This is a genomic window from Evansella sp. AB-rgal1, from assembly GCF_041820985.1.
Lineage (GTDB): Bacteria > Bacillota > Bacilli > Bacillales > Salisediminibacteriaceae > Evansella.
Genome location: NZ_JBGUAU010000002.1, coordinates 39,975 through 63,443 on the forward strand (window position 1 = coordinate 39,975; position 23,469 = coordinate 63,443).

Below are 23,469 nucleotides of genomic sequence, written 5' to 3' on the forward strand. Positions count from 1 at the left end.
AGAGTTAATGATGGAAATCAATGATAATGTATTAAATATAAAAACGTCAAATAAAGAGCAGCCTCTTCAGTTAAGAGCTGGTGGGGTTTATGATGCGAAAATTGAATCTAGAGTATCTGAACGTGAAGCAGTAGTTTCCATTAGGGGCCAAAAAGTGAATGCGACCTTTTCGGGAACAGTTCCAAATGGAGATAAAGTTAGTGTACAAATAGAAGGTAGAACAGAAGATGGGGTAAGACTAAGAGAAGTATCAAGTAATAAAGGGTATGAAAAAAGTAGTGAGTCGGGACGTACTGTGGAGCAGTCACTTGAACGTCTAATACGGCATAGTACAGACCGAGCACCATCCCCAGAATTGAGACAGGCAGTGGAACGGCTACACAAAAATAACATTCCCTTATCGAAAGAATCCGTACGTGATTTACATCATTTTATCGAAAAAGGTATTGGCACAAGAGAACAGCGTTTAAACACAGTGGATATGATTACACAAAAACGACTAGAACCAACAAGCAGTAATTTACACTCAGTGCATGAAGCGTTGCACGGTAGAAAAATCTCTGAACAAATGAAGGAAATAAATCCGAAAACAAATATAAGAAATGAGACTATGGACACTTCCCGATTTATGTCAGGAAGAAATACAACCATAGAGCAACATATATCAGAAACTAGAGACATACAAAGAAATATAGATCGCGAGACCTCAGAACGCCGAGAACCAGAAGTGAGAGTAGATCGTCAGGCACCAGAAAGACGAGAACCAGAAGTGATTAATAGAAGTGACATTCGTTCAGTAGAGGATATAGGTAAAACTAACCGTAGTGAAGTTTCTAAAGCACTTGAACAACTTAATAAAAGTGAGAGATCACAATGGCCTGCTGAAATTAGGGCTGTTCAACAAGTATTAGAACGTTCCGATACTGGAGTACGTGCTATGGTAAACCAAGGTTTACGTGAAGCACTTCAACTTCAGTCTATGCAAAAAGCAATGGAGGCAAACGAACGAATTTCTATGCTTATGAACCAAGTACAAAGAAATGAAGCCCAACATGTAACACCGCAATCAACTGTTAATAGACAAATGTTAGAGAACTTTAACAGTCTTATTCAGAATGAACCTAATATGCAACAAGCAATAAATCAAATACAAAATACCATAGCAGGTAATAATGATAACCAAGAGGTAAATTTATTATTAAGGCAAGGAATTACTGATGCGATAAATAAGTTGGATCAAGGGCGTGAATTAAAGGCACGTCAAATAATAATTGACACAATCCAAAGAGCTGAAAATCTTCTACCAATGATGCATACGCCTCCGCAGGATAGTAGAGTGGAAATGGAACAATATGTGGCTAATGAGATTATGCAATCCATAAAAAGTCCATCTAAGCAGTTGCTAATGACAGAAGTTACAGAAAGACTTGCTGCTGCAACAGATGAATTTAAAAGTTTTAAACGTGAAGTTACAAACCAATTAAGTCGTATTGAACATATTATTCAGCAATTCCGATCACAGTCTACTCAACAAGCAAAACCTATGCTTGAAAACGTTATTCGTCAACTGGATAATGCTTTGTTAAAAAATAATTGGTTATTATTTGCTGATATGAAAACAGAAAAACAAGTATTGCAAGCTAGCTCTCAATTAGCGGAAGCAAAAAAGTTATTAGCAAAAGGAAATCATACGGAAGCAAGACAAATAGTGAGAGAAGTTCAAAATTCACTAGATAGATTAAATTTCAAACCAAACAATCAAAAGATTATTCATCATATTGTAAAAGAACAGGAATGGCAACAGTCCAAACCTGGTGTGCATCGCTTGAGTACACAATATGAACAAACAGTACGAACTTTGACCTACAATCAAGGATCAGCTAGAGAAGTCTTTGAGGGTTTAAGAGGGTTGGGATTAAATAGAGAAGCTGAAATTGGTCAACTTTTAGCATCTGGTAAAGATGTAGGAGAGGACCAGCAAAGAAATATGAAATCTCTTTTTTTTCAGGCAGCTCATAGGGACGAAGAGGGAAGTAAAATACAACAACAAGCTCAACAATCCTTGCAAAATATCGCTGGTCAACAATTGATGAGTAGATCAGACCATCAGCAAAACATGCAGATGTTAATGTTTCAAATTCCTTTATTGTTAAAAGACGCTGTAGAAAATTTACAAGTATTTGTTAACTCAAGGAATGAGGGAGAAAAAATTGATTGGGAAAACTGTAGTCTTTATTTTTTAATAGATACGAAAAAAATGGGGGAAGTAGGCATTTCTTTAAACGTTACAGAAAGATCATTAAGTGTAACGATAAAAAATGACTCAGCAAGTTTCCAATCTAAAGTTGAACCATTAGCCAATAAATATTTAGAAAAATTAAAAGATATTGGATTTAATGTTAAGGAACTCCACTTTGCAGCTATGAGTATGAAAGAAAATGTAGATGAGTTAAATAAAATAGAAGAGCAACAACGTCCTACAATGACAAAGAAAGGATTTGATTATAAAATATGATGGTTACAAGACACTTTAATCAAATAAAGAGACGTGAAATAAATGGACCATCTGCAGTTGTTATTCGATATGATGAAGCTTCTGGGGATGAACCGAAAGTTGTTGCACAAGGAAAAGGTCATGTCGCTGAAAAGATATTGGAATTAGCAAAGTTCAATGGGATACCTATGGAAGAAGATACAAACCTTCTGGAACATTTATTGGATATGAATTTAGGTGATAATATTCCTCCTCAGTTATACAGTGTAATGGCAGAAATATTATTATTAATTGAAGAAATGGATAGAAACTATTAAACAAAGAAAATAAATGTCGATAATAATAGTATGATGACGACACAAATCGAGAGTATATACTAGAATGTAGTAAAATTCGCAATAGCAGAGGTGAATGATAACCGTGATTTCAAACGAAGCATTACATAAAAAATCACCGCAGGAGATAACTTCTTTGTTATACGAAGCATGTTTAGATAACTTAGAGGCAGCAAGAAATTCAATTGAGCAAATTGACCATTATAAAGCAAATACACATTTACAAAAAGCAAATGATATATTACGTAGATTAGGTGCGGGGCTCAATTATGAAGCTGGAATTATAGCAGACCAACTTGATGCTGTGTATAACTATTTAGCAGATAAAACAATAGAAGCTAATTATTCTAAAGATGTGAAAATAATAGATGAAGTCATATCTCATGTTACTTCCATATCATTAGCTTGGCAAAAGGCAATGTTACAAAATATAGATAGCCAAACTAAATCTAGAAAACAAACAGCAAATGCATACGAACAGACATCGATTTACGAGAGTTAGAGAGGGGAACTAGAAATGAAGATTAATAATAACATACAAGCGTTGAACTCATACCGAAACTTATATCAAAATCAAATGAAGACATCCAAGAACTTAGAGAAGTTATCTTCTGGTTTAAGAATTAACCGAGCTGCTGATGACGCTGCTGGACTAGCTATTTCCGAAAAAATGAGATCGCAAATCCGAGGTTTAAAGCAAGCTGAAAGAAATGCTTTAGATGGTATTTCTTTAATGCAAACATCAGAAGGAGCTATGCAGGAAGTACATTCAATGCTTCAACGTATGCGTGAGCTTGCGGTTCAAGCATCCAATGATACGAATACCGAATATGACCGTGAGCAAATCCAAAAGGAAATTGACCAACTAAAATTAGAGATTGATAGTATTTCGGAGAAAACAGAGTTTAATACTCGAAAATTATTAGACGGTAGCAGTGCAGTATTATCAGTTGTTAACCGTACTAGCGTGGAAGCAAATCTTGTAGCTTCACCAAGAGTAACTGATGCAAGAATTGAGTCTGGAAATTATACACTTGCAGTTCATGATGTTACGATGAGTTATGATGTAAAACAACCATTTGCAGGTCTTGGCCAACCTGGTGCAAATGACATTGAGTTTGCAGACCCGGCTTTACCTGGACAAGCATTAGGAGAATATACAATTGAAATTAGAGAATTTACTGGTGCGAATGCTAGAGTAACAGTAAAAGGTCCTGATGGACTTCCTATTGCTGAGAATGTAGTAATAAACGCAGGTGAAAATGCAGGGTGGGCTCAAGTTGGTGGATTGAATATAAATGCAGAAAATATTACAGGTTCTGGAACAGTGAAAATCCAAATTGAAGCTCAACTTAATGCTAGTGTAGAAAAAGATGGTGTAACAACATTTGTTAATAGAGAATTCACAACACGTAATGGTATATTTAACCATAGTGGGATTGAATTTAATGTGAATAGTGATGTACAACCATCATATTTAGTAAATACAGAAATCGGTACTAATAATCACACAGTTAGTGCAATATCTAATTTTAATGTTCCAACTTATGCAGAGGTTTTAGCAGAATTAGGGCTAAATCCTGATGATGTTACCACTCCTGGATTTAATTCATCGGATAAAGTGGTTTCAGGTACAATACAGATTGATGGTGATGAACACAATATAAATGTGGTAGACAATGTAGCACTTAACCAATTTTCAAAGGTTACAAGAACAGAATTCTCAGTAACCAACAACTCTCTTGCTTTCCAAATTGGACCTAATACAAACCAAAACGTAATGATTGACATCCCTAAGATGGATACGGTTGAGCTAGGTATAGAAGAATTAAATGTTCTTACAAACAAAGATGCAAACCACGCTATCTTTGTATTAGATCAAGCAATTAATAAAATATCGGAGGCTCGTGCCAAGCTTGGAGCAACACAAAATCGTATGGAGCATACAATCAACAACTTACAAGTAACACATGAGAATCTAACTGCATCAGAATCTCGTATTCGTGATGCAGATATGGCACTTGAAATGACGGAGTTTACGAGAAATAACATCTTAAATCAATCTGCAACAGCTATGCTTGCACAGGCCAATCAATTGCCACAAGGAGTATTGCAGTTACTTCAATAGTAAGAAAATGGTGGGTTGAAAGGTGCAATATCTTCTCAACACACCATTTTTTGTATAAAACTTTTTCTTGGGTTTCCTTCCTTAGTTTCATATAATAGTCTTATGTGTTCCAATTAGACAAACTCAGTTTCTTTTTCTAATAAACAAAAATCAAAATAACATTTTTTCAAGAATTAAAAGGAGACCACTATGGATGTACAAAAAATAAATAGAGTTGGACTAAATAAAATCGATCAAAAAAAAGGTGGAACCGAAGCGAAAGTCTCTTTTCAGGAAATTATGCAAAAAGGAAGAGATAATCAAGCTTATGAAAGATTAGGTGTGTTATTAGGGAAGATAGAAGACCAAGGAAAGATTTTAGGGGAATCAAGAACTATTGACGAACTAAGGAAGTACAAGCAATTAGTTAAGGACTTTATGGATGATGCTGTAAAGCTTGGACTAAGCTTAGAGGAACAGAAAGGATTTAATCGAAGAGGTAGAACAAAGGTTTACAAAATAGTGAGAGAAGTAGATCGGAAACTATTGGATTTAACAGATGCTATCATAAAAGAACAAAAAAAGGGTCTGGATATTCTAAATATGGTTGGAGAGATTCAAGGATTGCTAATTAATATATATGCTTAAGTGAGTTTGTTAAAATAGTAGACATTACTGTTTTAACAAACTCTTATTTGTCTAAAAATGAATGAAATAGTTAAAAAAAGGACATATTCTCTTTTTAAAACAATGATAAAATAGTATTTGGAAGTCTATCTTCAAGGTTAATATATATAACCTTGGCTGAATTGGAATTAGGAGGAGTAAAATTGAAAAGTTCACGAAATATATTTGGCTTGGCATTAGCTGGTGTTATTTTTATCCTAATAGGCTGTAGTTCTCAAACTACTGATGATAAAGTAAGTACAGATCAAGAGGTACCTGTACATCCTGTTGAAATAATGGAAGTGACGAAAGGTATCTTAACTAATGAAACGAGACTATCAGGAAATGTCTTGGCGGGTGAGCACATGCCTGTTATACCGATGTTGGCTGGAGAAGTTACAGCAGTTCATGTGGAAAATGGAGATAAAGTAGAGCGGGGAGACATTCTAATTGAAATACAGGCAGAGGATATTGAACTTAGCATTGCCCAAGCTCGTGCGGGGTTAGAGGCAGCGGAAGCAAATTTAAAAAGCACCTTGGCGATGCAAGAACAAGGGATAAAACAAGCGGAATTTCAACTGGAGCAAGCCAAGAATGTTCATGACATGCTTGTAAATGCTGAGGATACTGTAGAATTAGAACTTGATGAAGATCTGTCAGAGGAACTAAGAAAATTGGTGGAACTTCTAATTGAAAGTAATTTACCCACAGAAAATGATATTAAGCAAGCAAAAAATGCCGTAAAACAAGCAGAGTTAGCAGTTAAACAAGCAAAATCAACGGATCAGATTGATGCAGTGAAAGCATCAGTAAAGCAAGCTGAAATTGCCGTCCAGATGGCAGAGCAACAATTAAAACATGCGGTTGTCCGAGCTCCAATATCAGGGCAAGTAAGTGGTTTTCGTACAATTGTTGGATCCTTGGTTTCACCACAAGCACCACTATTACAAATAGTCCAAATGGATGCCCCAATTGTCCAAGTCAATGTTAATGAATCTTTACTACCAAGTATGGAAAAAGATCAAGAAGTAACTATTCGTATAACTTCTTACAATGAACTGTATAAAGGGAAAATATCATATATTAGTCTTCTCCCAGGAGAACAGTCTCGGTCATATCCTGTGGAAATAGAAATAATAAATGCTGATGATAAATGGAGAGTGGGTATGCATGCAGAAGTAATCCTCGGTTCTGCTATAGGAAACGAACAGGTTTTAGTTCCTGTTTCTGCAGTACATCGTGAAGAAGATAGATTAAGTGTGTATGTTACAACAGATGGAATCAAAGTAGATAAAAGAGAAATTACGATTTTTGATGAGACACATGAATGGTATGCAATCGGTTCAGGCGTAGAAGAAGGTGAATTCCTTGTTACGAGAGGGAATCATCAATTATATGATGGAGCATACATTACAGTTAGAAATGATCTAGGTATTCAATTTAAATCGAATCAAGATGAAATGAATGGTGAAAGTGACGAATCTACTTCCGAGAAATGATGCTGAACACCTAAGATAACGGAGGACCTATGTATGAAATTAATAAATGAATCAGTAAAACGGCCAGTGGGAGTTATTATTATAGCTCTAGTAATGATTATTTTAGGCGGCGTCTCGATAAAAGGACTAAAAGTAGATTTAATGCCTGATTTAGATTTACCTATAGCAGTAGTTTCCACTTCTTATAATGGAGCAGCACCACAGGAGGTAGAGAATTTAGTCACTCGTCCATTAGAAGGAGTATTAAGCTCTACAGAAGGACTAGAGACGATACAATCAATCTCAGCACCTAATCAATCAGTTATTCTATTAATGTATGATTTCAATACGAACTTAGACATTGTTATGTTAGATCTTCGAGAACGAATTGATATGGTTCGACAAATGTTACCAGAGGGAGCTGGTTCTCCTAGTGTGATGAGATTTGATCCGAACCAAATGCCAATTATGCAAATAGGTATTTCTGCAAACTTAGATATTAATCGTTTAACAAATATCACTGATGATTCCATTATTCCGATGCTGGAACGAATTCCAGGAGTTGGACAGGTTAGCTTAACAGGTGGTCAAGTAAGAGAGATTGTTATTGAACCTGATCTCACTACATTAAATAATTATGGGTTATCTCTTTCTCAATTAACACAAATTATTGGTGGAGAGAGTATGAGTACTTCAGCAGGAGAGATTACACGCGGTGGTCAGGATATGCCGCTACGGATTGTAGGAGAATTTCGTTCTTTAAGTGATATTCAACAAATAAATATCCCTTTAAGAACAGGTGATCATATTAGACTTAGTGATGTAGCTACTGTCAAAGAAACATATCAACAAATGGCTTCCTATGCATATGTGAATGGACAACCTACATTAAGTTTAGATATTTTAAAGCAAGCTGATGCGAATACAGTAGATGTATCCAATGCGGTAACGAATGTGATAGAAAGAATTCAGCAAGATGTTCCGCAAGAAGTTACGTTAACAACAATCATGGACTCTGCTTTATTTATAAAAGAATCCATTAATAATGTTGTGGTAAATATGCTTATTGGTGGATCCATGGCTATAGTAGTTCTTCTTGTTTTTCTAAGAAGTTTTCGAAGTACGTTAATCATTGGATTATCTATTCCAATTGCTTTAATATCAGCATTTACACTCCTTTATTTTGCGGGAGAAACAATAAACATCATAACATTAGGAGGATTAGCTTTAGGGATAGGCTTATTAGTTGATAGCTCGATAGTAATATTGGAGAATATCTATAAGTATCGGGAAAGAGGATATAGTCGCAGAGAAGCAGCGAAAAAAGGTGCCAGTGAGGTATCATCTGCTGTCATTGCTTCCACATTAACAAGTTTAGTAGTATTTATTCCCATTGTTTTTACTGGTGGTATAGCAGCAGAGATTTTTATGCCTTTAGCATTAACTGTGGGATTTACCTTATTAGCATCTTTGGTAGTTTCTTTAACACTTGTTCCTATGCTATCAGGCCTCCTTTTACCGGAATTAACTGTTGTTGAAGATCCAAAAGGGTTTGGAAAAATATCACAATCCGTAGGGAATATTTTAGAAAAACTGAATAACTTGTATCGCAGTATATTAAACTGGTCGTTGAAACATAAACTAACGGTTGTTCTTATCACGCTTGTATTGTTAGGCTCAAGTTATGGATCCGTTCGAATGGTTGGTATTGAATTAATTCCTGCCTTTGACCAAGGGGAAATTACAGCCAGATTTGATGCACCACCAGGAACTTCTTTGGAAGAAACAAGAGAGTCGGTAGGAGAGTTAGAAGCATTTTTAATAGATACTGGAGATGTTGAAGTCATCCACACCTCTATAGGTGGGGGAGGAATGTTTGGGAGAAACAGAGGACTAAATAGTGGTGAATTGTATATTCGATTGCTGCCATCAAGTGAAAGAGAACGAACAACGAATGATATAATCTCACAACTTAGTGACTTTGCTGATACTCTTCCGGATCTAGATGTTAGAGTTAGAGCATTTGAAAGCGATGGTATGGGTGGAGAACCGATTGAGATTGAAGTTAGAGGGGAAGACTTTGATACACTAAAATTGATTGCAGATGATTTAAGTGATATTTTTAGCGAAATTCCTGGCACTTCAAATGTATCTCATTCCATGGGAGAAACAAGACCGGAAATGCAACTTCGTGTTGATCGAGATTTAGCAAGACAATATGGTTTATCTTACGCTGAAATAATGCAGTTTGTTCGAGCGGGAATTAATGGACAAGTGGCTACGTATATGCGGACAGAAGGTCAGGAAGTAAATGTTACTGTTATTTTACCTGAGGAATATCGTAATAATTTTAACCAGATCCAGATGCTTCCATTGTTAACTCCAATTGGAGATACAGTTCCTCTATCAGCTGTCGCTGAGTTCATCCAAGTGGAGGGGCCTGATGTAATTAATCGTCAAAATCAATCGCGTGGAGTTACGATTACTGGTGATATTATTGAACGTGATTTAGGTAGTGTCATAGGAGATATTGAAAGGGAGTTAGAAAGGTATATTTTCCCTGAAGGATATGATTATCATACCGGTGGAGAGTATGAAACAATGATGGATTCGTTCGCAGATCTTGCATTAGCATTAGGTCTTGCCATATTTCTTGTATATGCTGTAATGGCATTCCAATTTGAAAAGGTGCTTTATCCATTTATTGTTATGTTTAGTCTTCCAACAACGTTTATAGGGATCATGATTGGATTTTTACTAACAGGTAGACCTCTAAGTGTACCGGCTTTTATTGGGATCATCATGTTAGCTGGAATTGTTGTGAATAACGCGATAGTATTGGTTGATTATATAAATAAATTACGAAATAGAGGAATGACTAGAGAAGAGGCTATCTTAGAAGCTGCACCAACAAGACTACGCCCAATTCTCATGACGATGCTCACAACCGTTCTAGCTATGCTGCCTCTTGCAATGGGGATCGGCGAAGGGTCTGAACTTCAGGCTCCTATGGCAACCGTCATCGTGTTTGGATTATCATTCTCTACATTTACAACATTGGTGCTTGTTCCTGTTATCTACATTTATACAGATAATCTAACAAACTGGTGGAAAGGGTTATTTCATTAGGGTATGTAGGCTCACAATTTGTGATGCAAAAGAAATTGTCTTTTGCATCACTTTTATATAGAAGTAGATTTAGAGGTTAACGTTCTATAGGTACACCATTTATTGTCTTTAATAGCATAAAATGAAATGTAATTACATTGACATAGTTTCATAATCAAAATATATTTATATTTATTAGTGATAATCATTATCACTAAAAACCAGTATAGGGGGGAAGAGAATGAGTAGAATCGTAAAAGGAATGCTATTCTCCATCATCTTTGTTTCATTATTAATAATAACAGGGTGTGGAGCAAATAATGATGAAAACGCCGAAAATATGCAAACAGGAAATCATAGCGACGAATCAGTAGAATTAAGTGGTGAACTTGTAGTATACTCTTCTCGTAATGAAAACTTTGTACAACCATTACTTGATAAGTTTACAGAGAATACTGGAATTGAAGTAAGAGCACTTCATGGTGCCGATCCATTACAACTAGAGGAACAAGCTAATAACGTACAAGCTGATATATTTATTTCTAATGATCTGGGTGCATTGGGGTATTTACACAACCAAGGCTTACTAGCAGAATCTAATCTAGATGGAATTGAAACTATCCCCGCTGAATATCGCGCTGATGATAACGCATACTTTGCAATCTCAGCAAGAGCGAGAGGATTTATATATAATAAAGACTTAATAACATATGAAGAAATGCCAAAAAGTATAGAGGATCTTTTTAATCCCAAATGGTCCGAAGTTGGGTATGCAATCACTCGGGGCGGTAACGGTGGTATGATAGGTCATGTTTCAGCACTTCGCTACGAGTGGGGTGATGAGAAAACTGCGGAATGGATTGCTGCAATTAAAGATAATGCGGCAGGAATATTTCAAGGACATGGTGATATTCGTAGGGAAGTAGGAGCGGGAGTTCACGCATTTGGACTTGTAAATAACTACTATTTCCACCAACAGCTATTAGATGAAGATAATAATGTTGGTTTCATTTATCTCGATCAAGAAGAAGATCAAATGGGCGCAGTTGTAAATGCAGCTGGTGTTGGGCTTGTAGCGGGTTCGCCAAATGAAACGAATGCACAAGTATTCTTAGAATGGCTATTAAAACCAGAAAATCAAGTTGCTTTTGTTGGGGAATCATTGGAACTATTGATTAACTCTGAATATAGAGTAGAATACCCACCAGAAGTAGCAGAACAAATTGTTGAATTTACTGAGTTGAAAGTACAGGATATGCCTTTAAAAGAGCTCGGAAATCACTTTGAAGGAACAAAAGAGTTAATTGAATCATCCGGACTTGACTTAGAACTAAGATAACGAAATGTTGCACCGGGAGAGGGCATTATGACAAAAAATAGGAACTTAAAGCATGAAAAAAATAATAACAAGAGTGCCAAGGTTGGAGATAGGAATTCTCCAACCCTTCTCCATGTAATGAGAAGAAAATGGTATGATATTTGGCGCGGTAATCCACCAGGATTTGTTTTACTACTATGTGGTTTACTAGTAGCGGTTATTATGTCAATTCCAATTATCTATGTAATGTGGCGTTCCATGTTTGCAGGAGTAGACAGATGGATGCGCCTCTTGGATGAAAGGATTCCTCAATTATTATGGAATACATTGTCCTTAACAGTAGCAGTTACAGTATTAGCAGTAATTATTGGTGTTTCATTAGCGTGGATAGTAGTTCGAACGGATGTTCCAGGAAGAAAAATGTGGCAGTGGCTTTTGGCTTTGCCATTAGTAATTCCACCATATGTTGGGGCTGTAACATATATTATCATCTTCGGACCAAGTGGATGGGCGCGGGATGCTTGGAGAGAAACACCGTGGCTTGTATCAACCTTTGGTGAATATCCCATTAATATTTATTCGTTTTGGGGCGTATTTTTTGTTTTAACCATGTTTACATATCCTTATGTTTTTTTAATTGCAAGTGCATCTTTACGAAAAATGAATCGAAATTTTGAAGAAGTAGCTCGATCTCAAGGACTTTCAACAGCGCAAGTGTTTTGGAAGGTAAACCTGCCTTTTTTACGACCTGCGATTGGAGCTGGAGCAATTCTTATTTCGCTTTATGTATTATCTGATTTTGGTGCTATAGCGATGCTTCGTTATGTAACGTTTACAGCTGCTATCTATTTTCAACGAGCAGGATTTGATACTGCGTCAGCGACTGTATTAAGCTTAGTATTAATAGTATTAACAGTTGTTATATTATGGCTAGAATCTGTTACACGTAAGAAAAATAAATATTATCAAACAACAAATACGTATAAAGAACCTGATATTCTCCCACTAGGAAAATGGAAGCTATTAACAATTCTATACGTTCTCGTTGTTTTTACAGTGTCAGTTTTATTACCTATTGTTGTTCTAACCTATTGGTCGATTATTGGTATCGGTAGAGGAGCAATAGATGAAAGATTTTTCGGCTTTGCATGGAACAGTATAAAGGTCTCGGGTTTTGCAGCGATTTTATGCATGGTTTTAGCTATGCCAATAATTTACTTGAAATCCCGTTATCCATCAATTATATCTACTACTATTGATAAGTTAAGTTATGCTGGATATGCCTTACCGGGTGTAATTGTTGCATTAGGCTTTGTGTTTATATTTAATAACCATCTTCCGATTTTATATAATACGTTTTACATGGTTGCCTTAGCATTTGTTGTTCGTTTTCTTCCACAGGCAATGCAAGCAGGAGAGGCATCTTTAAGTTTAGTATCACCTAGAATTGACGAAGCTGCTCGAAGTTTAGGCTATCCACCATGGAAAGTAATGGTGAAGGTAATAATGCCAACTATATTGCCGGGGGTTTTAGCTGGAGGTGCACTTGTTTTTGTTAGTTCTATTAAAGAGCTACCTGCAACGCTAATGCTTCGGCCACCAGGATTTGATACTCTAGCAGTAAGAATATATTTCGAAGCATCCGAAGCGTTTTATCACTTGGCAGCACCGCCTGCACTACTAATTATTTTAGTATCATGTTTACCATTACGCTACTTGTTAAAAAAATATTAAATGGAACAAAGAAGGTGTTTTCATCATGGAAACACCTTCTGATTTTTTAGAAAAAATGTATTACCATCATTTGTGTCATTTACGATACACAGGAAAAAATCTACAGCATATAGTCAAAAAAACGTGTTAGAAAAGATAGTGCTCTAGTTCCTAATGTCTTTAGTGCGGAAGCTTCTGTTGCCTGCAAAGAAGGGGTTGGAACATAGGAGCCATCAGGTTGAACAACTAGGCTTTTTGAATAGATATACTCAATTTCTTTCATTAACATGGTGGAAAGGGGCTCACTATCAATAACAACCATTGTCTCCGTGCTAAGAAAAGCAGATCTGGCATCTAGATTAAAGGAACCGATAACACTCAATCTATTATCAAATAAGTAAGTTTTTGCATGGATCGATCCAGGTCCTTGATATTCATATACATTAATACTTGCATTCACTATATCCTCTCTATGCTTTAGATAACCTGAGAATGCAAGGACATTTGGTGTAGATGCTAAAGAATTCGTGAGCATAAAGACATTATTGTGGCTAGGCAAGTCTCCTTCTAAATGATGAAGCATAGGATCAGTAGGGATAATATAAGGACTTTGGATAAAAACGGATTCTGAAGAGATTTCGATTAAATTTGTAATCTCTTTCCATACCCAAGGTTCTTTATTCATTCGTTCAATAGGATTGTGTATTAATGTAATGTTGTTTGTTTCCACTGACTTCTTTATCCAGTCAATAGATTGCTCGTAAAGATCCGGATGTTGACTGAGAAGCTCAGAACGTAAGCTTAGGAGGTATGCAATGTTCTCTTCTCCTCTTGATAGTTGTCTGTTTGTTAGAAAACTATTGGCATACTCTGTATATTCGTGATCCCAGATATATTCAAAGTAATCCTTTATTTCTTCTATCACACTGGATTCTTTTTTGTCAACATTGATTATGACTACATCTCTATCATTGGTAACTCTTTCATTGTCTTCTGGTGAAAAATATTTGTCTCCTATATTTCTACCACCTATCATCGCGATTTTGTTATCTGCGATCATATATTTATCGTGCAGTCTGTTATTCAACGTCCATGGCTTAAAAAGAGAAAACGGTTCATAAAGTTTTAATTCTATGTTGGGATGAAGGGCATAGGAATAGCGGATATCTTTTAAGTTTCCAGTTAAGTTATGGAAAATTCCATCAAGTAGTAGGCGGACTTTTACTCCTCTTTCAGCAGCATCTAATAAGGAACTGAAGAATATATCCGTTGATTGACCTTGGTGCAAAGTAAAATAGGAGATATCTAGCGTTTCCTCTGCCGTTTCAATTATATCAATTCGTGCAACTGCTGCTTCAAATCGATCCTCCACGAGTGCAACTCTATCGTTTGATATAGTTTCACTGAAAAATCGCTCAGGAGGATGATTGTCTGTGTAAGAACTAATATTAGGATGATGAAATCGAAAAATTATTACTCCAAAAACAAATGCATATACTACGTATATTACAAAGATACCGATTATTATTTTCAGTATTTTTCTCCAAATATTTTTCACGATGCTCGCTCCTTAACCAAATTGCTATTTTCGAGATAAACCTCCATACAAGTAAAGTTTGCTCTATAGTGGATGAAAATACGTTATGAAGTGTATTAGTACAATAAACTAATGATGGAATGAGCGTAGGTCCACGAATTCCAGTGGGAAGTAGAGTGAAGGTGAGACAACACCCCAGAACGGAGCCAGGATGGCGACATGACGCCGTTGCCCACAGGACGTGGGCAGTTTGTAGACGGACGGAATTCTTCGAGGAGGCTCCGCCACTCCCCACAGGAAAGGAGTGGACAGAAGCGAATGGAATAATATCCAACAAGATTAGTATACTAGATAAGTTAACGACTAATGGAGATACGTATTATCAGGGTAGACTTCACCATTAATGTACCATCACCATGTATAATTTAACAACAAAATACCCACATTATATATATTCATTTTATAGGACATTTAGTATACAGATATCATAGTGATGGAATCTCCCAAAAATATTGTAAAACGTTGTCTAATATAGTAATCTATTATGGTACTTACAATACATACAGAAGAGTATTGTTATTTTGACGTTAGGAGTGGTATTATGTGTGGTTTTGTTGGATCTTTTGGTGGAGCACTTCCGACGGATGAATCGTTAGAAAAAATCACCACTATGATAACTCATCGTGGACCTGATGCAGTGGGATATTATAAAGATGACTTTATTAAATTAGGTTTTCGCCGTTTAAGCATTATTGATTTAGAGAACGGACATCAGCCATTATCATATGAAAATCACCGTTATATCATTATTTTTAATGGTGAGATTTATAACCATGTTGAAATACGCGATAGGCTAAAAAAAGAAGGCTTGTCATTTGAAACAGAGTCAGATACAGAAGTAATCTTAGCTTTATACAGCATTATGAAAGAAGATGCTGTTAAAGAGCTTCGTGGAATGTTTGCTTTTGTAATTTGGGACAAGCAGGAGCAAGAAATTTTTGCTGCGAGAGATCATTTTGGCATTAAGCCGTTTTTTTACATCATCATAAATGATACTTTATTCATGGCATCTGAAGCGAAGTCTATTTACGATAAAAAAGAGGAATTAGAAGTAAATGTTGAATATTTACAACACTATTTAACATTTCAATACTATCCTGAGCCACAAACAGTTGTTAAGTCGATTCAAAAGCTTGAACCTGGTCATTATATCAAACAAAAAGTAAATGGAAAAATGGAAATAAAAGCTTATTGGCAGCCGCATTTTGCCCCATCGAAGGATTCTTATGAATACCAAAAAGATAAGATTCTAGAAACATTACGTGATTCTGTAAGAATCCATATGAGAAGTGATGTGCCTGTTGGATCTTTTTTATCTGGTGGAATTGATTCTACTGCAATTGTTGCATTAGCTAGAGAAGTGAATCCGAAAATTAAAACATTTAGTGTGGGATTTGAACAAGACGGATTTAGTGAAATTGATGTGGCGAAAGAAACAGCAGAAGCTCTTAATGTGGAAAATATAGATTATATTATAAGTCCGGAAGAGTACTTACAAGAGCTCCCAAAAATAATTTGGCATATGGATGAGCCAATGGCGGATCCAGCTGCAGTTCCTCTTTATTTTGTAGCAAGAGAAGCGAGCAAACATGTAACTGTTGTTTTATCAGGAGAGGGATCTGATGAGTTATTTGGTGGGTATAACATCTATCGAGAACCACAATCATTAAAGCCATTTTCTTATGTTCCAGACGCTGGTAAGAAAATGCTACACTCAATTGCTAAGCAATTACCTGATGGAATGAAAGGCAAAAGCTTTATTGAACGTGGAAGTACACCAATAGAAGAACGTTACTTTGGGAATGCTAAAATCATGACAGAAGAAGAAAAAGCATCATTCCTTTATACGTACAATAAAAAGTACCCTTCTACAGAAATGACAAAACGTTTTTACGATCAAATTAAAGATTATGATGATGTTAGGAAAATGCAATTCATAGATATGCATACATGGCTTCGTGGTGATATTTTAGTAAAGGCTGATAAAATGACGATGGCCCATTCGTTAGAGCTACGTGTTCCGTTTTTAGACAAGGAAGTATTCCGAATTGCTAGCCAGCTACAAACGGATTATAAAATAGCGAACGGAACAACAAAATATATTTTACGAGATGCACTAAAGCAAGTTGTTCCTGAGCACATTTTTATGAGAAAGAAACTAGGATTCCCTGTACCTATCCGTCATTGGTTAAAAAATGAATGGTATGAATGGGCAGTTCAATTAATTCAAACAAGTGAGACAGATTATTTGTTTAATAAAAGTTATTTATTAAATATGTTAGAGGCTCACAAAAATAATAAAGGAGATTATAGTCGAAAGCTATGGACTGTATTTATCTTTATGATTTGGCACCAAATATATATTGAGAAGAAGATTAATTTCGCAGATAAAGACAGCAAGGAGACGTTAGCTGGCTTTGAAATACAAACAAAGCAAACGAATCGATAATGTTTTATAAAATGGATTTTCCAAAAGGTGAAGTAGTTCCGTTTAGAGGGAAAAACTAAAAAAATATAGCAAAAACGAGACATTTTCACTTAGTGAAGTTGTCTCGTTTTTTTATCATAAAAAACATAGTAAATATACGTCTATTTGGTTCATGTTTAGTACGTTCCTATTCTGCATTTTTTTGAAGGAGAATGGAAAATTTTATGCTAGATAAAATAGTAAAGACTTTGATTGTGAAAATTGATTTTTGCAGCATACGAAGTTTTCTCCTTCATTGAGTGTGACCGAAGATACCTTAGAAAAACTTGCCTTATCGCCATGTCCTTGATGGCGAAAGCCTTAGTTTTTCTTATACTTTAAGCCTTTAGTGAAGTTAAGCATTCATAAAGTATAAAATAAGGCGAGGTTTTCCCTTTAAGCATACACAGAAATCAAATTATCATGTTTATCAAGTATATAGCGGGAATTTTTTCATCTATTTTCACTATTTTCGGTGCCATTTCCTAATTAAGGAAAGTTTCCTCCCCTTATTATTTCAACATATCTTGCCTGATTCCCTCATTGGTCCGATGTAAATGTTAAACTAGAATCAACAGTTTTGCACAATTAAGAGTAAACAGCGTTAGTTGAAGATGAAATAATTACTTTTAGTCCTAAAGAACCTACTACACAGGAGAAGTAGGTTCTTTTACATGTATTTTTATTGGTTCTTTAATTTCCATCAAATTCATCAATGCAGTCGCTATTTCGTTCAGTATGCTAGTCAGATCCCCACAGGAAAGTAGTGGACTGAAGGAATGTAATAAAAATCAACAAAGTTGCTATTAGAAGATAGTGAAATCGGCTTGATATCGCCCATATTCAGGGGAGATGCGGGCATCATTCTAATATAAATATAGCTTGTTTCCCCATTTGTTCCCATGCTTCTATAAAAGGTTGTTTTGCCTTTTTTCTATTAGGTGTTTCATGAAGTGGATCATTAAAATATATATAATCATTATCAAATCCAGTAATAACTACCGAATGTAGGTGATAGGTAATATCTATTTTTCCATTTGGCGTATGCCAAGTTTCAAAAGAGCTATTAGGTAGTTTTTTATATCTTGTGTTTGTAATGATCCATACTGGACGGCCTTTGGATACTTGTACTAATACATGGTCAAAATTTGCCCCAGTAATGTCTACAACTTTATCTCCTTTATATTGTTTTGCAAGCCTTTCAATGGGTTTATGATAAACACCGTAGCCTGGTTTATTTAAATCATACATGTCTCCAACAAAGCCTTTATTTGGATCACCATAATAAATCTTACCATCTTTAACCTCAAGTGGAGTTGTTTCTTTTTTTACTTCCTCTGCTAATGTCAATTTATCAGCATTCAAGTGATAATACTGTAACACCATTGCTAGACTTGTTACTTCACATCCTCGAGGCAATTCTGGATATTGATTTACTAATGGAACATCTAACAACACTTTTTTAGATAATCTCGTTGTAGATTGCCATATGATATTACCTTTTGTTCGATAATGAATCGCAACGTCTTCTGGTTGGCTCTCAGCGTACTCAACTCCATCTTTGTATTCAATGAAGCTTTCAACAATTTGGTTATTCATTACGACTAGAAAGTTTTCATATTTTGGGTTTTCTTTAGAATACTCCTCTGAATATACGAGTTGTTTCGATAAGAACGGAATATCCAGTACAAGATTGTTTGTGGATACATAATAAAAAATAGAAACGGAGGTTACTAATGAACTTGAAAATAGAAAAACTAGTAAACTTTTAATGACCAATTTCTTTTTTGATGAAATAAAATAATATAAAAAGAAAAAAAAGGCAAAGGTAAGAAACGTAATTATTATCCCATTAAAAGCTGTCACTATCTTACCCTCCTTTTGTTCTATTTAGTGAATAGTATATTCATATTTTACCATGAAGATCATGTGCATCATAGGAACAAAGTTCCTTAAATCTAACATTTTTCATAGGCCATTCTTATATAGATTTACTTTTTTCGTAAAATTAAAGCAATGATGTATTTTGAAGGTCAACAAAAACTCACGAAAAGCGAGGGTGAACCGAGAGGGAAATGGAATATTAAGCCTTTCAAAGATGTAAAACTAGATAGAGTATTCCGCCTGATTGATATCTCGCATCTTTAAATGTAACTAATTAAAAAGCGTCAAGGGTAGTATCTACATCTCCTCCTTTGACGCTTTTCCTTATACACGAACACGTTTTTAAACCGGTAGCTCAATTTAACACCTACTTAACAAATTTTCTTACCAACCTCGCTCATATTGAATAGGTGGATCAATAGTGATACCAAGTTCTTTTGCGGCAGTTCTAGGCCAGTACGGGTCACGAAGAAGTTCTCTTGCAATAAAAATGAGATCCGCTCGGTCATTACGTAATATTTCTTCGCCCTGTATTCCTGTTGAAATAAGGCCAACAGCTCCGGTTGGAATGCTAGCTTCATGTTTGATTGTTTCTGCGTGACGTACTTGGTAGCCTGGATATGGTTGAATTCCTGCTCGAACAACCCCTCCGGTACTACAGTCGATCAAGTCAACCCCGAGTCTCTTCATTTCGGAAGCATAGTAAATAAAATCTGCCATTTTGTTCCCTTTTTCATGATACTCATCTGCAGAAATTCTTACAAATAACGGTCCTTTCCAAACGGTTTTTACGGTTTCAATTACTTCTTTTAGTAAGCGGAAGCGATTTTCTCGTGAACCTCCATATTCATCCGTACGTTCGTTCGAAAGAGGAGATAAAAATTGATTAATTAAGTAGCCATGAGCACCATGGATTTCTATAATATCAAACCCTGCAACTTTAGAACGTTCTGCACCTAGTTTGAATGCTTCCACTGTTTCTTTGATATCCTGGATAGTCATTTCTTTTGGTATTTTAGTAGTGTCATCAAATGGAATGGAGGAAGGTGCAACAATATCACCACTATAAACTGCCTTTCTACCTGCATGAGCAAGTTGAATTGCTGTTTTTGAACCGTATGTCTTCATACCTTTTACAAGCTTAGCAAGGCCCCCTACATGCTCATCACGATAAACTCCTAAATCTTGAGGAGAGATTTGGCCCTGTTGAGTGACGGTAGTTGCCTCAATCATTATCAAACCAACTTGGCCAACTGCACGACTTATGTAGTGGGTGTAATGCCAATCTGTTACAAATCCATCTTCGTTATGAGAGGAATACATACACATCGGTGACATAACGATTCTGTTTTTTAACGTTACATTTTTTATCGTATAAGGGGAAAATAATTTAGATTCCATTAAAAATAACAACTCCTTGTCTTTTAAAAATGACTCTTCATTAATGTAGCACAGATTGATTTTTTTGTCTGAAATAACGAAGAAAACAGGATGCGAAAAGGTATAACCCTGCACCCTGTTTTCTTCGCTATTTCTAGTAGTTAGTATCTTCCTTTTTTCTTTGTTTCATGTAAATATCCATTTAGATAAGCTAATAACTTACTTCGTGTAATAATTCCAAGGAATGCTCCAGATTGGTCTTCGACACAAATAAACGGATGATTAATCGAATAAGATAATACTTTTTCAAACGTCTCTGAATCTTTACAGCGAGCAATAGATGTTGTCATTACATCGGCAACCTTCGTTTCTTGTAATCGTTCAGGTTCCATTCGTTCTATTCCCAAAATAGAATCAAGAATTTGGGCTTTACTAATTAATCCGTGAAGGGAAAAATTCGTATCTAACACTGGAATAGACGTGTACCCTGATTTAATTAATATTAACAGGGCATGTTCTATTGTGTTGTTTGGTTGAACATGAGCAACTTTTTCTACGGAAATAAGAAAAGGTGTGATGGAGTTTTCCAAAATGTTCATGTTATCAAGTTTTTGCATCATACATGCACACTCTCTTTTTTAAGATTGGTTTTCATTAAATAAATATAGGATTGATCACAAATATACTCCAATTACTATGGTAGTTTGAATAAGGTAAAATGTCAATCCGTACTGTAAACGCTTACAATAAATATTATGTAGTTATTCCATTATTAGTGCTTGTCTTTGTTGTTTTACTAGTCCTATAAGTACGTTTTTTCTTAGTAAGAGTTGTAATGTAACAAGAATGGTCTTCAACACTATATCTAAGGGTATTGCAAAAGTTCATTTGTACTTTTTCAGTGCTAGTTGGTTTATGATTTGCTATCTACACCAATACTAAAACTGGTGAGGTGAAGATCGTGCATAGTAAACAAACAGTAAAATACATTTGTGAACAATACCCTTCTGGAAACTGCTATTATTTTAAGCAAGAAATGATAACCTCAGATTCGTGGGATGATATTACTTCTTTACAATGGGGAAGGAAAAGACCTATTACAAAGAAGACATTTGAGAAAAGAAAAAGGGAAGGATTTAGAACAGTTGAAACGTATATTCAACAAGAACCAGCAGTGGTATTACCTTTCCGTAAATTACCATAAACAGCAAATACTCATTTAGTAGTAAAAAGGAATTACCCTTCACTTTGTAGAAACAATAATATAAGTTTCTTGTAGAAAGTGGGGTTACATATATGACAAAGTGGCAGTCAAAAGAAGGATTACAGCAGCTTACTGTCTCTCTTGCGGAATTAGAAAGTATAACAGGTTCTAAGCAAGAGATTGAAATTATGGATTATGTGGAAGAAGAGTTACGTATTTTACCGTACTTTCAAAAAAATAAATCATTATTACAAACACATGAAACAGAGGATGGCAGAAAAATTGTTACCGCCTTGGTAAAATCTAAAAGACATACGAGGAAAACAGTTGTGTTGATGGGACATATAGATGTCGTGGATGTGGAGGACTATGGAGAATATAAAGAATGGGCATTCCGTCCATTACAATTAACAGAAAAATTATATGCACAAAAACGAGAGCTTCCTGAAAGGGTACAGTTCGACTTGGAGAACGAGGAATGGCTATTCGGTAGGGGAACCATGGACATGAAGGCAGGAATTGCGATCTGCATGTCTATGATTGAGTGGGCTACACTAAGTCATTTTGAAGGCAATATTTTATTCCTAGCAGTTCCCGATGAAGAGGTAAATTCCGTGGGGATGAGAGCGGCTACTCCCGTTTTATTACAATTAGCTGAAAAATATGACCTGCGTTACGAACTTATCTGGAATACGGAACCGATGTTTGAATCATATCCCGGAGACAATCAACTATATATATATCAAGGATCGGTCGGAAAGATGTTGCCTGGCTTTTATTGCTATGGGAAAGAAGCACATGTAGGAGAACCCTTTGCAGGTTTAAATGGAAATTTCATGACGTCTGTGTTGACCCAAGTTATGGAGTTAAATCCTGGACTTTCAGAACAAGTGGGGGATGAGAGAACGCCTCCTCCAAGTAATTTAAGCCAGAAAGATTTGAAAGATGGATATTCTGTACAGATTCCCCATGCAGCAATCTCCATATATAATCTATTAACTATGGAGAAATCAACAACTGAAGTTACAAAGGACTTGCTGAAACATGCTAAAATAGCTGCAGATAAAATAGTAAAAAGGTATAAGGAGAGAGAAGAGAAATACACCAATAATAATGAATATAAACCTAGGGAGAGAAAGATAAGAGTACTCACTTATGAGGATCTTGTTAAGCATGCAAAGGAGAAGGTGGGACACGAAGAGATAGAAAAGAGAATCATTGCCATAAAACTTCGTGAGCCAAAGTGGGATGACCGAGAATTAACTTACTTCATAGTGCATGAAATAGCAACAATTTCTAAAGAATTAGCTCCGATGATTGTTTTGTTTTATGCGCCACCGTATTACCCTCATGTTTCATCCGCTAGTAATACAACTGTTAAAAATATAAGTGCACATATAATAGAAGTTGCGAAAAGTGACTATGATCTTGATATTAAAACTGTACAGTTTTTTCCAGGATTATCAGACTTGAGCTATACGTCGTTACAAGGAAAAATATCTGATATTTCATCCTTAACAAAGAATATGCCTTTGTGGGAAGTTACATACGATCTTCCATTAGAAGATATGAGAAAATTGAATTGCCCAGTTATTAACTTTGGTCCAATTGGAAAAGACCCTCATAGCTGGACGGAGCGTTTAAATATAACATTCACGTTTGAAAAGCTTCCGCAGATAATGAAAAAAAGCATACAACATCTGTTTCAAAGTTTGTAA

The 23,469-nt window shown here is 35.6% G+C and carries 17 protein-coding genes; 13 read left to right on the forward strand and 4 right to left on the reverse strand.

Annotated elements, in window-relative coordinates; genetic code table 11:
* Positions 1–10: 10 nt before the first annotated feature.
* The 9 genes from ACERII_RS01735 (at position 11) to ACERII_RS01775 (ending at position 13,240) form a co-directional block, all read left to right on the forward strand.
* Entirely contained in the window at positions 11–2,515 is a 2,505-nt protein-coding gene (locus tag ACERII_RS01735; protein WP_373639708.1) for a hypothetical protein, read from the forward strand.
* Positions 2,512–2,811: an EscU/YscU/HrcU family type III secretion system export apparatus switch protein gene (locus ACERII_RS01740; RefSeq protein WP_373639709.1), complete on the forward strand. Its 300-nt coding sequence runs from the start codon at positions 2,512–2,514 to the stop codon at positions 2,809–2,811. Before ACERII_RS01735 ends, ACERII_RS01740 begins: the two co-directional genes overlap by 4 nt.
* Positions 2,812–2,905: 94 nt before the next feature.
* On the forward strand, positions 2,906–3,331 hold the full coding sequence (gene fliS, locus ACERII_RS01745) for a flagellar export chaperone FliS (protein WP_373639710.1): 426 nt from the start codon (positions 2,906–2,908) through the stop codon (positions 3,329–3,331).
* Between the two features lie 15 nt (positions 3,332–3,346).
* Positions 3,347–4,957: a flagellin N-terminal helical domain-containing protein gene (locus tag ACERII_RS01750; RefSeq protein WP_373639711.1), complete on the forward strand. Its 1,611-nt coding sequence runs from the start codon at positions 3,347–3,349 to the stop codon at positions 4,955–4,957.
* A gap of 189 nt (positions 4,958–5,146) precedes the next feature.
* Positions 5,147–5,584 carry a YaaR family protein gene (locus tag ACERII_RS01755; RefSeq protein ID WP_373639713.1) on the forward strand — a complete coding sequence of 146 codons (438 nt, stop codon included), beginning with the start codon at positions 5,147–5,149 and terminating at the stop codon, positions 5,582–5,584.
* Positions 5,585–5,766: 182 nt separating this feature from the next.
* Complete coding sequence (locus ACERII_RS01760; RefSeq protein WP_373639714.1) at positions 5,767–7,101, forward strand: efflux RND transporter periplasmic adaptor subunit; 1,335 nt, start codon at positions 5,767–5,769, stop codon at positions 7,099–7,101.
* A 33-nt stretch (positions 7,102–7,134) separates the two neighbouring features.
* Positions 7,135–10,209, forward strand: a complete 3,075-nt coding sequence (locus ACERII_RS01765) for an efflux RND transporter permease subunit (protein ID WP_373639715.1) — start codon at positions 7,135–7,137, stop codon at positions 10,207–10,209.
* A gap of 220 nt (positions 10,210–10,429) precedes the next feature.
* Positions 10,430–11,527: an extracellular solute-binding protein gene (locus tag ACERII_RS01770; RefSeq protein ID WP_373639716.1), complete on the forward strand. Its 1,098-nt coding sequence runs from the start codon at positions 10,430–10,432 to the stop codon at positions 11,525–11,527.
* A gap of 27 nt (positions 11,528–11,554) precedes the next feature.
* The gene (locus ACERII_RS01775; RefSeq protein ID WP_373639717.1) at positions 11,555–13,240 is read left to right on the forward strand and encodes an ABC transporter permease; all 1,686 of its coding nucleotides are present in this window, start codon (positions 11,555–11,557) and stop codon (positions 13,238–13,240) included.
* 100 nt (positions 13,241–13,340) lie between these two features.
* Here the strand turns inward: ACERII_RS01775 and ACERII_RS01780 are convergent, their stop codons facing one another.
* Entirely contained in the window at positions 13,341–14,777 is a 1,437-nt protein-coding gene (locus ACERII_RS01780; RefSeq protein WP_373639718.1) for a phospholipase D-like domain-containing protein, read from the reverse strand.
* 155 nt (positions 14,778–14,932) lie between these two features.
* Between ACERII_RS01780 and ACERII_RS01785 the strand changes: the two genes are divergently transcribed.
* Positions 14,933–15,160, forward strand: coding sequence for a hypothetical protein (locus ACERII_RS01785; protein ID WP_373639719.1), 228 nt, complete (start codon positions 14,933–14,935; stop codon positions 15,158–15,160).
* A gap of 197 nt (positions 15,161–15,357) precedes the next feature.
* The gene (gene asnB, locus ACERII_RS01790; RefSeq protein ID WP_373639721.1) at positions 15,358–17,265 is read left to right on the forward strand and encodes an asparagine synthase (glutamine-hydrolyzing); all 1,908 of its coding nucleotides are present in this window, start codon (positions 15,358–15,360) and stop codon (positions 17,263–17,265) included.
* 879 nt (positions 17,266–18,144) lie between these two features.
* Here asnB and ACERII_RS01795 read toward each other — a convergent pair.
* From ACERII_RS01795 to cbpB, 3 genes are all read right to left on the reverse strand, one after another.
* Positions 18,145–19,149, reverse strand: coding sequence for a C39 family peptidase (locus tag ACERII_RS01795; protein WP_373639722.1), 1,005 nt, complete (start codon positions 19,147–19,149; stop codon positions 18,145–18,147).
* Between the two features lie 402 nt (positions 19,150–19,551).
* Positions 19,552–20,568 (reverse strand): NADPH dehydrogenase NamA, encoded by a 1,017-nt coding sequence (gene namA, locus ACERII_RS01800; protein WP_373639723.1) that lies wholly within the window; start codon positions 20,566–20,568, stop codon positions 19,552–19,554.
* Between the two features lie 140 nt (positions 20,569–20,708).
* Positions 20,709–21,164, reverse strand: a complete 456-nt coding sequence (gene cbpB / locus ACERII_RS01805) for a cyclic-di-AMP-binding protein CbpB (protein WP_373639917.1) — start codon at positions 21,162–21,164, stop codon at positions 20,709–20,711.
* A 344-nt stretch (positions 21,165–21,508) separates the two neighbouring features.
* Between cbpB and ACERII_RS01810 the strand changes: the two genes are divergently transcribed.
* A complete protein-coding gene (locus tag ACERII_RS01810; RefSeq protein ID WP_373639724.1) occupies positions 21,509–21,751 on the forward strand; it encodes a hypothetical protein in 243 nt (80 codons plus the stop codon).
* Positions 21,752–21,843: 92 nt separating this feature from the next.
* Entirely contained in the window at positions 21,844–23,469 is a 1,626-nt protein-coding gene (locus tag ACERII_RS01815) for a M20/M25/M40 family metallo-hydrolase (protein WP_373639725.1), read from the forward strand.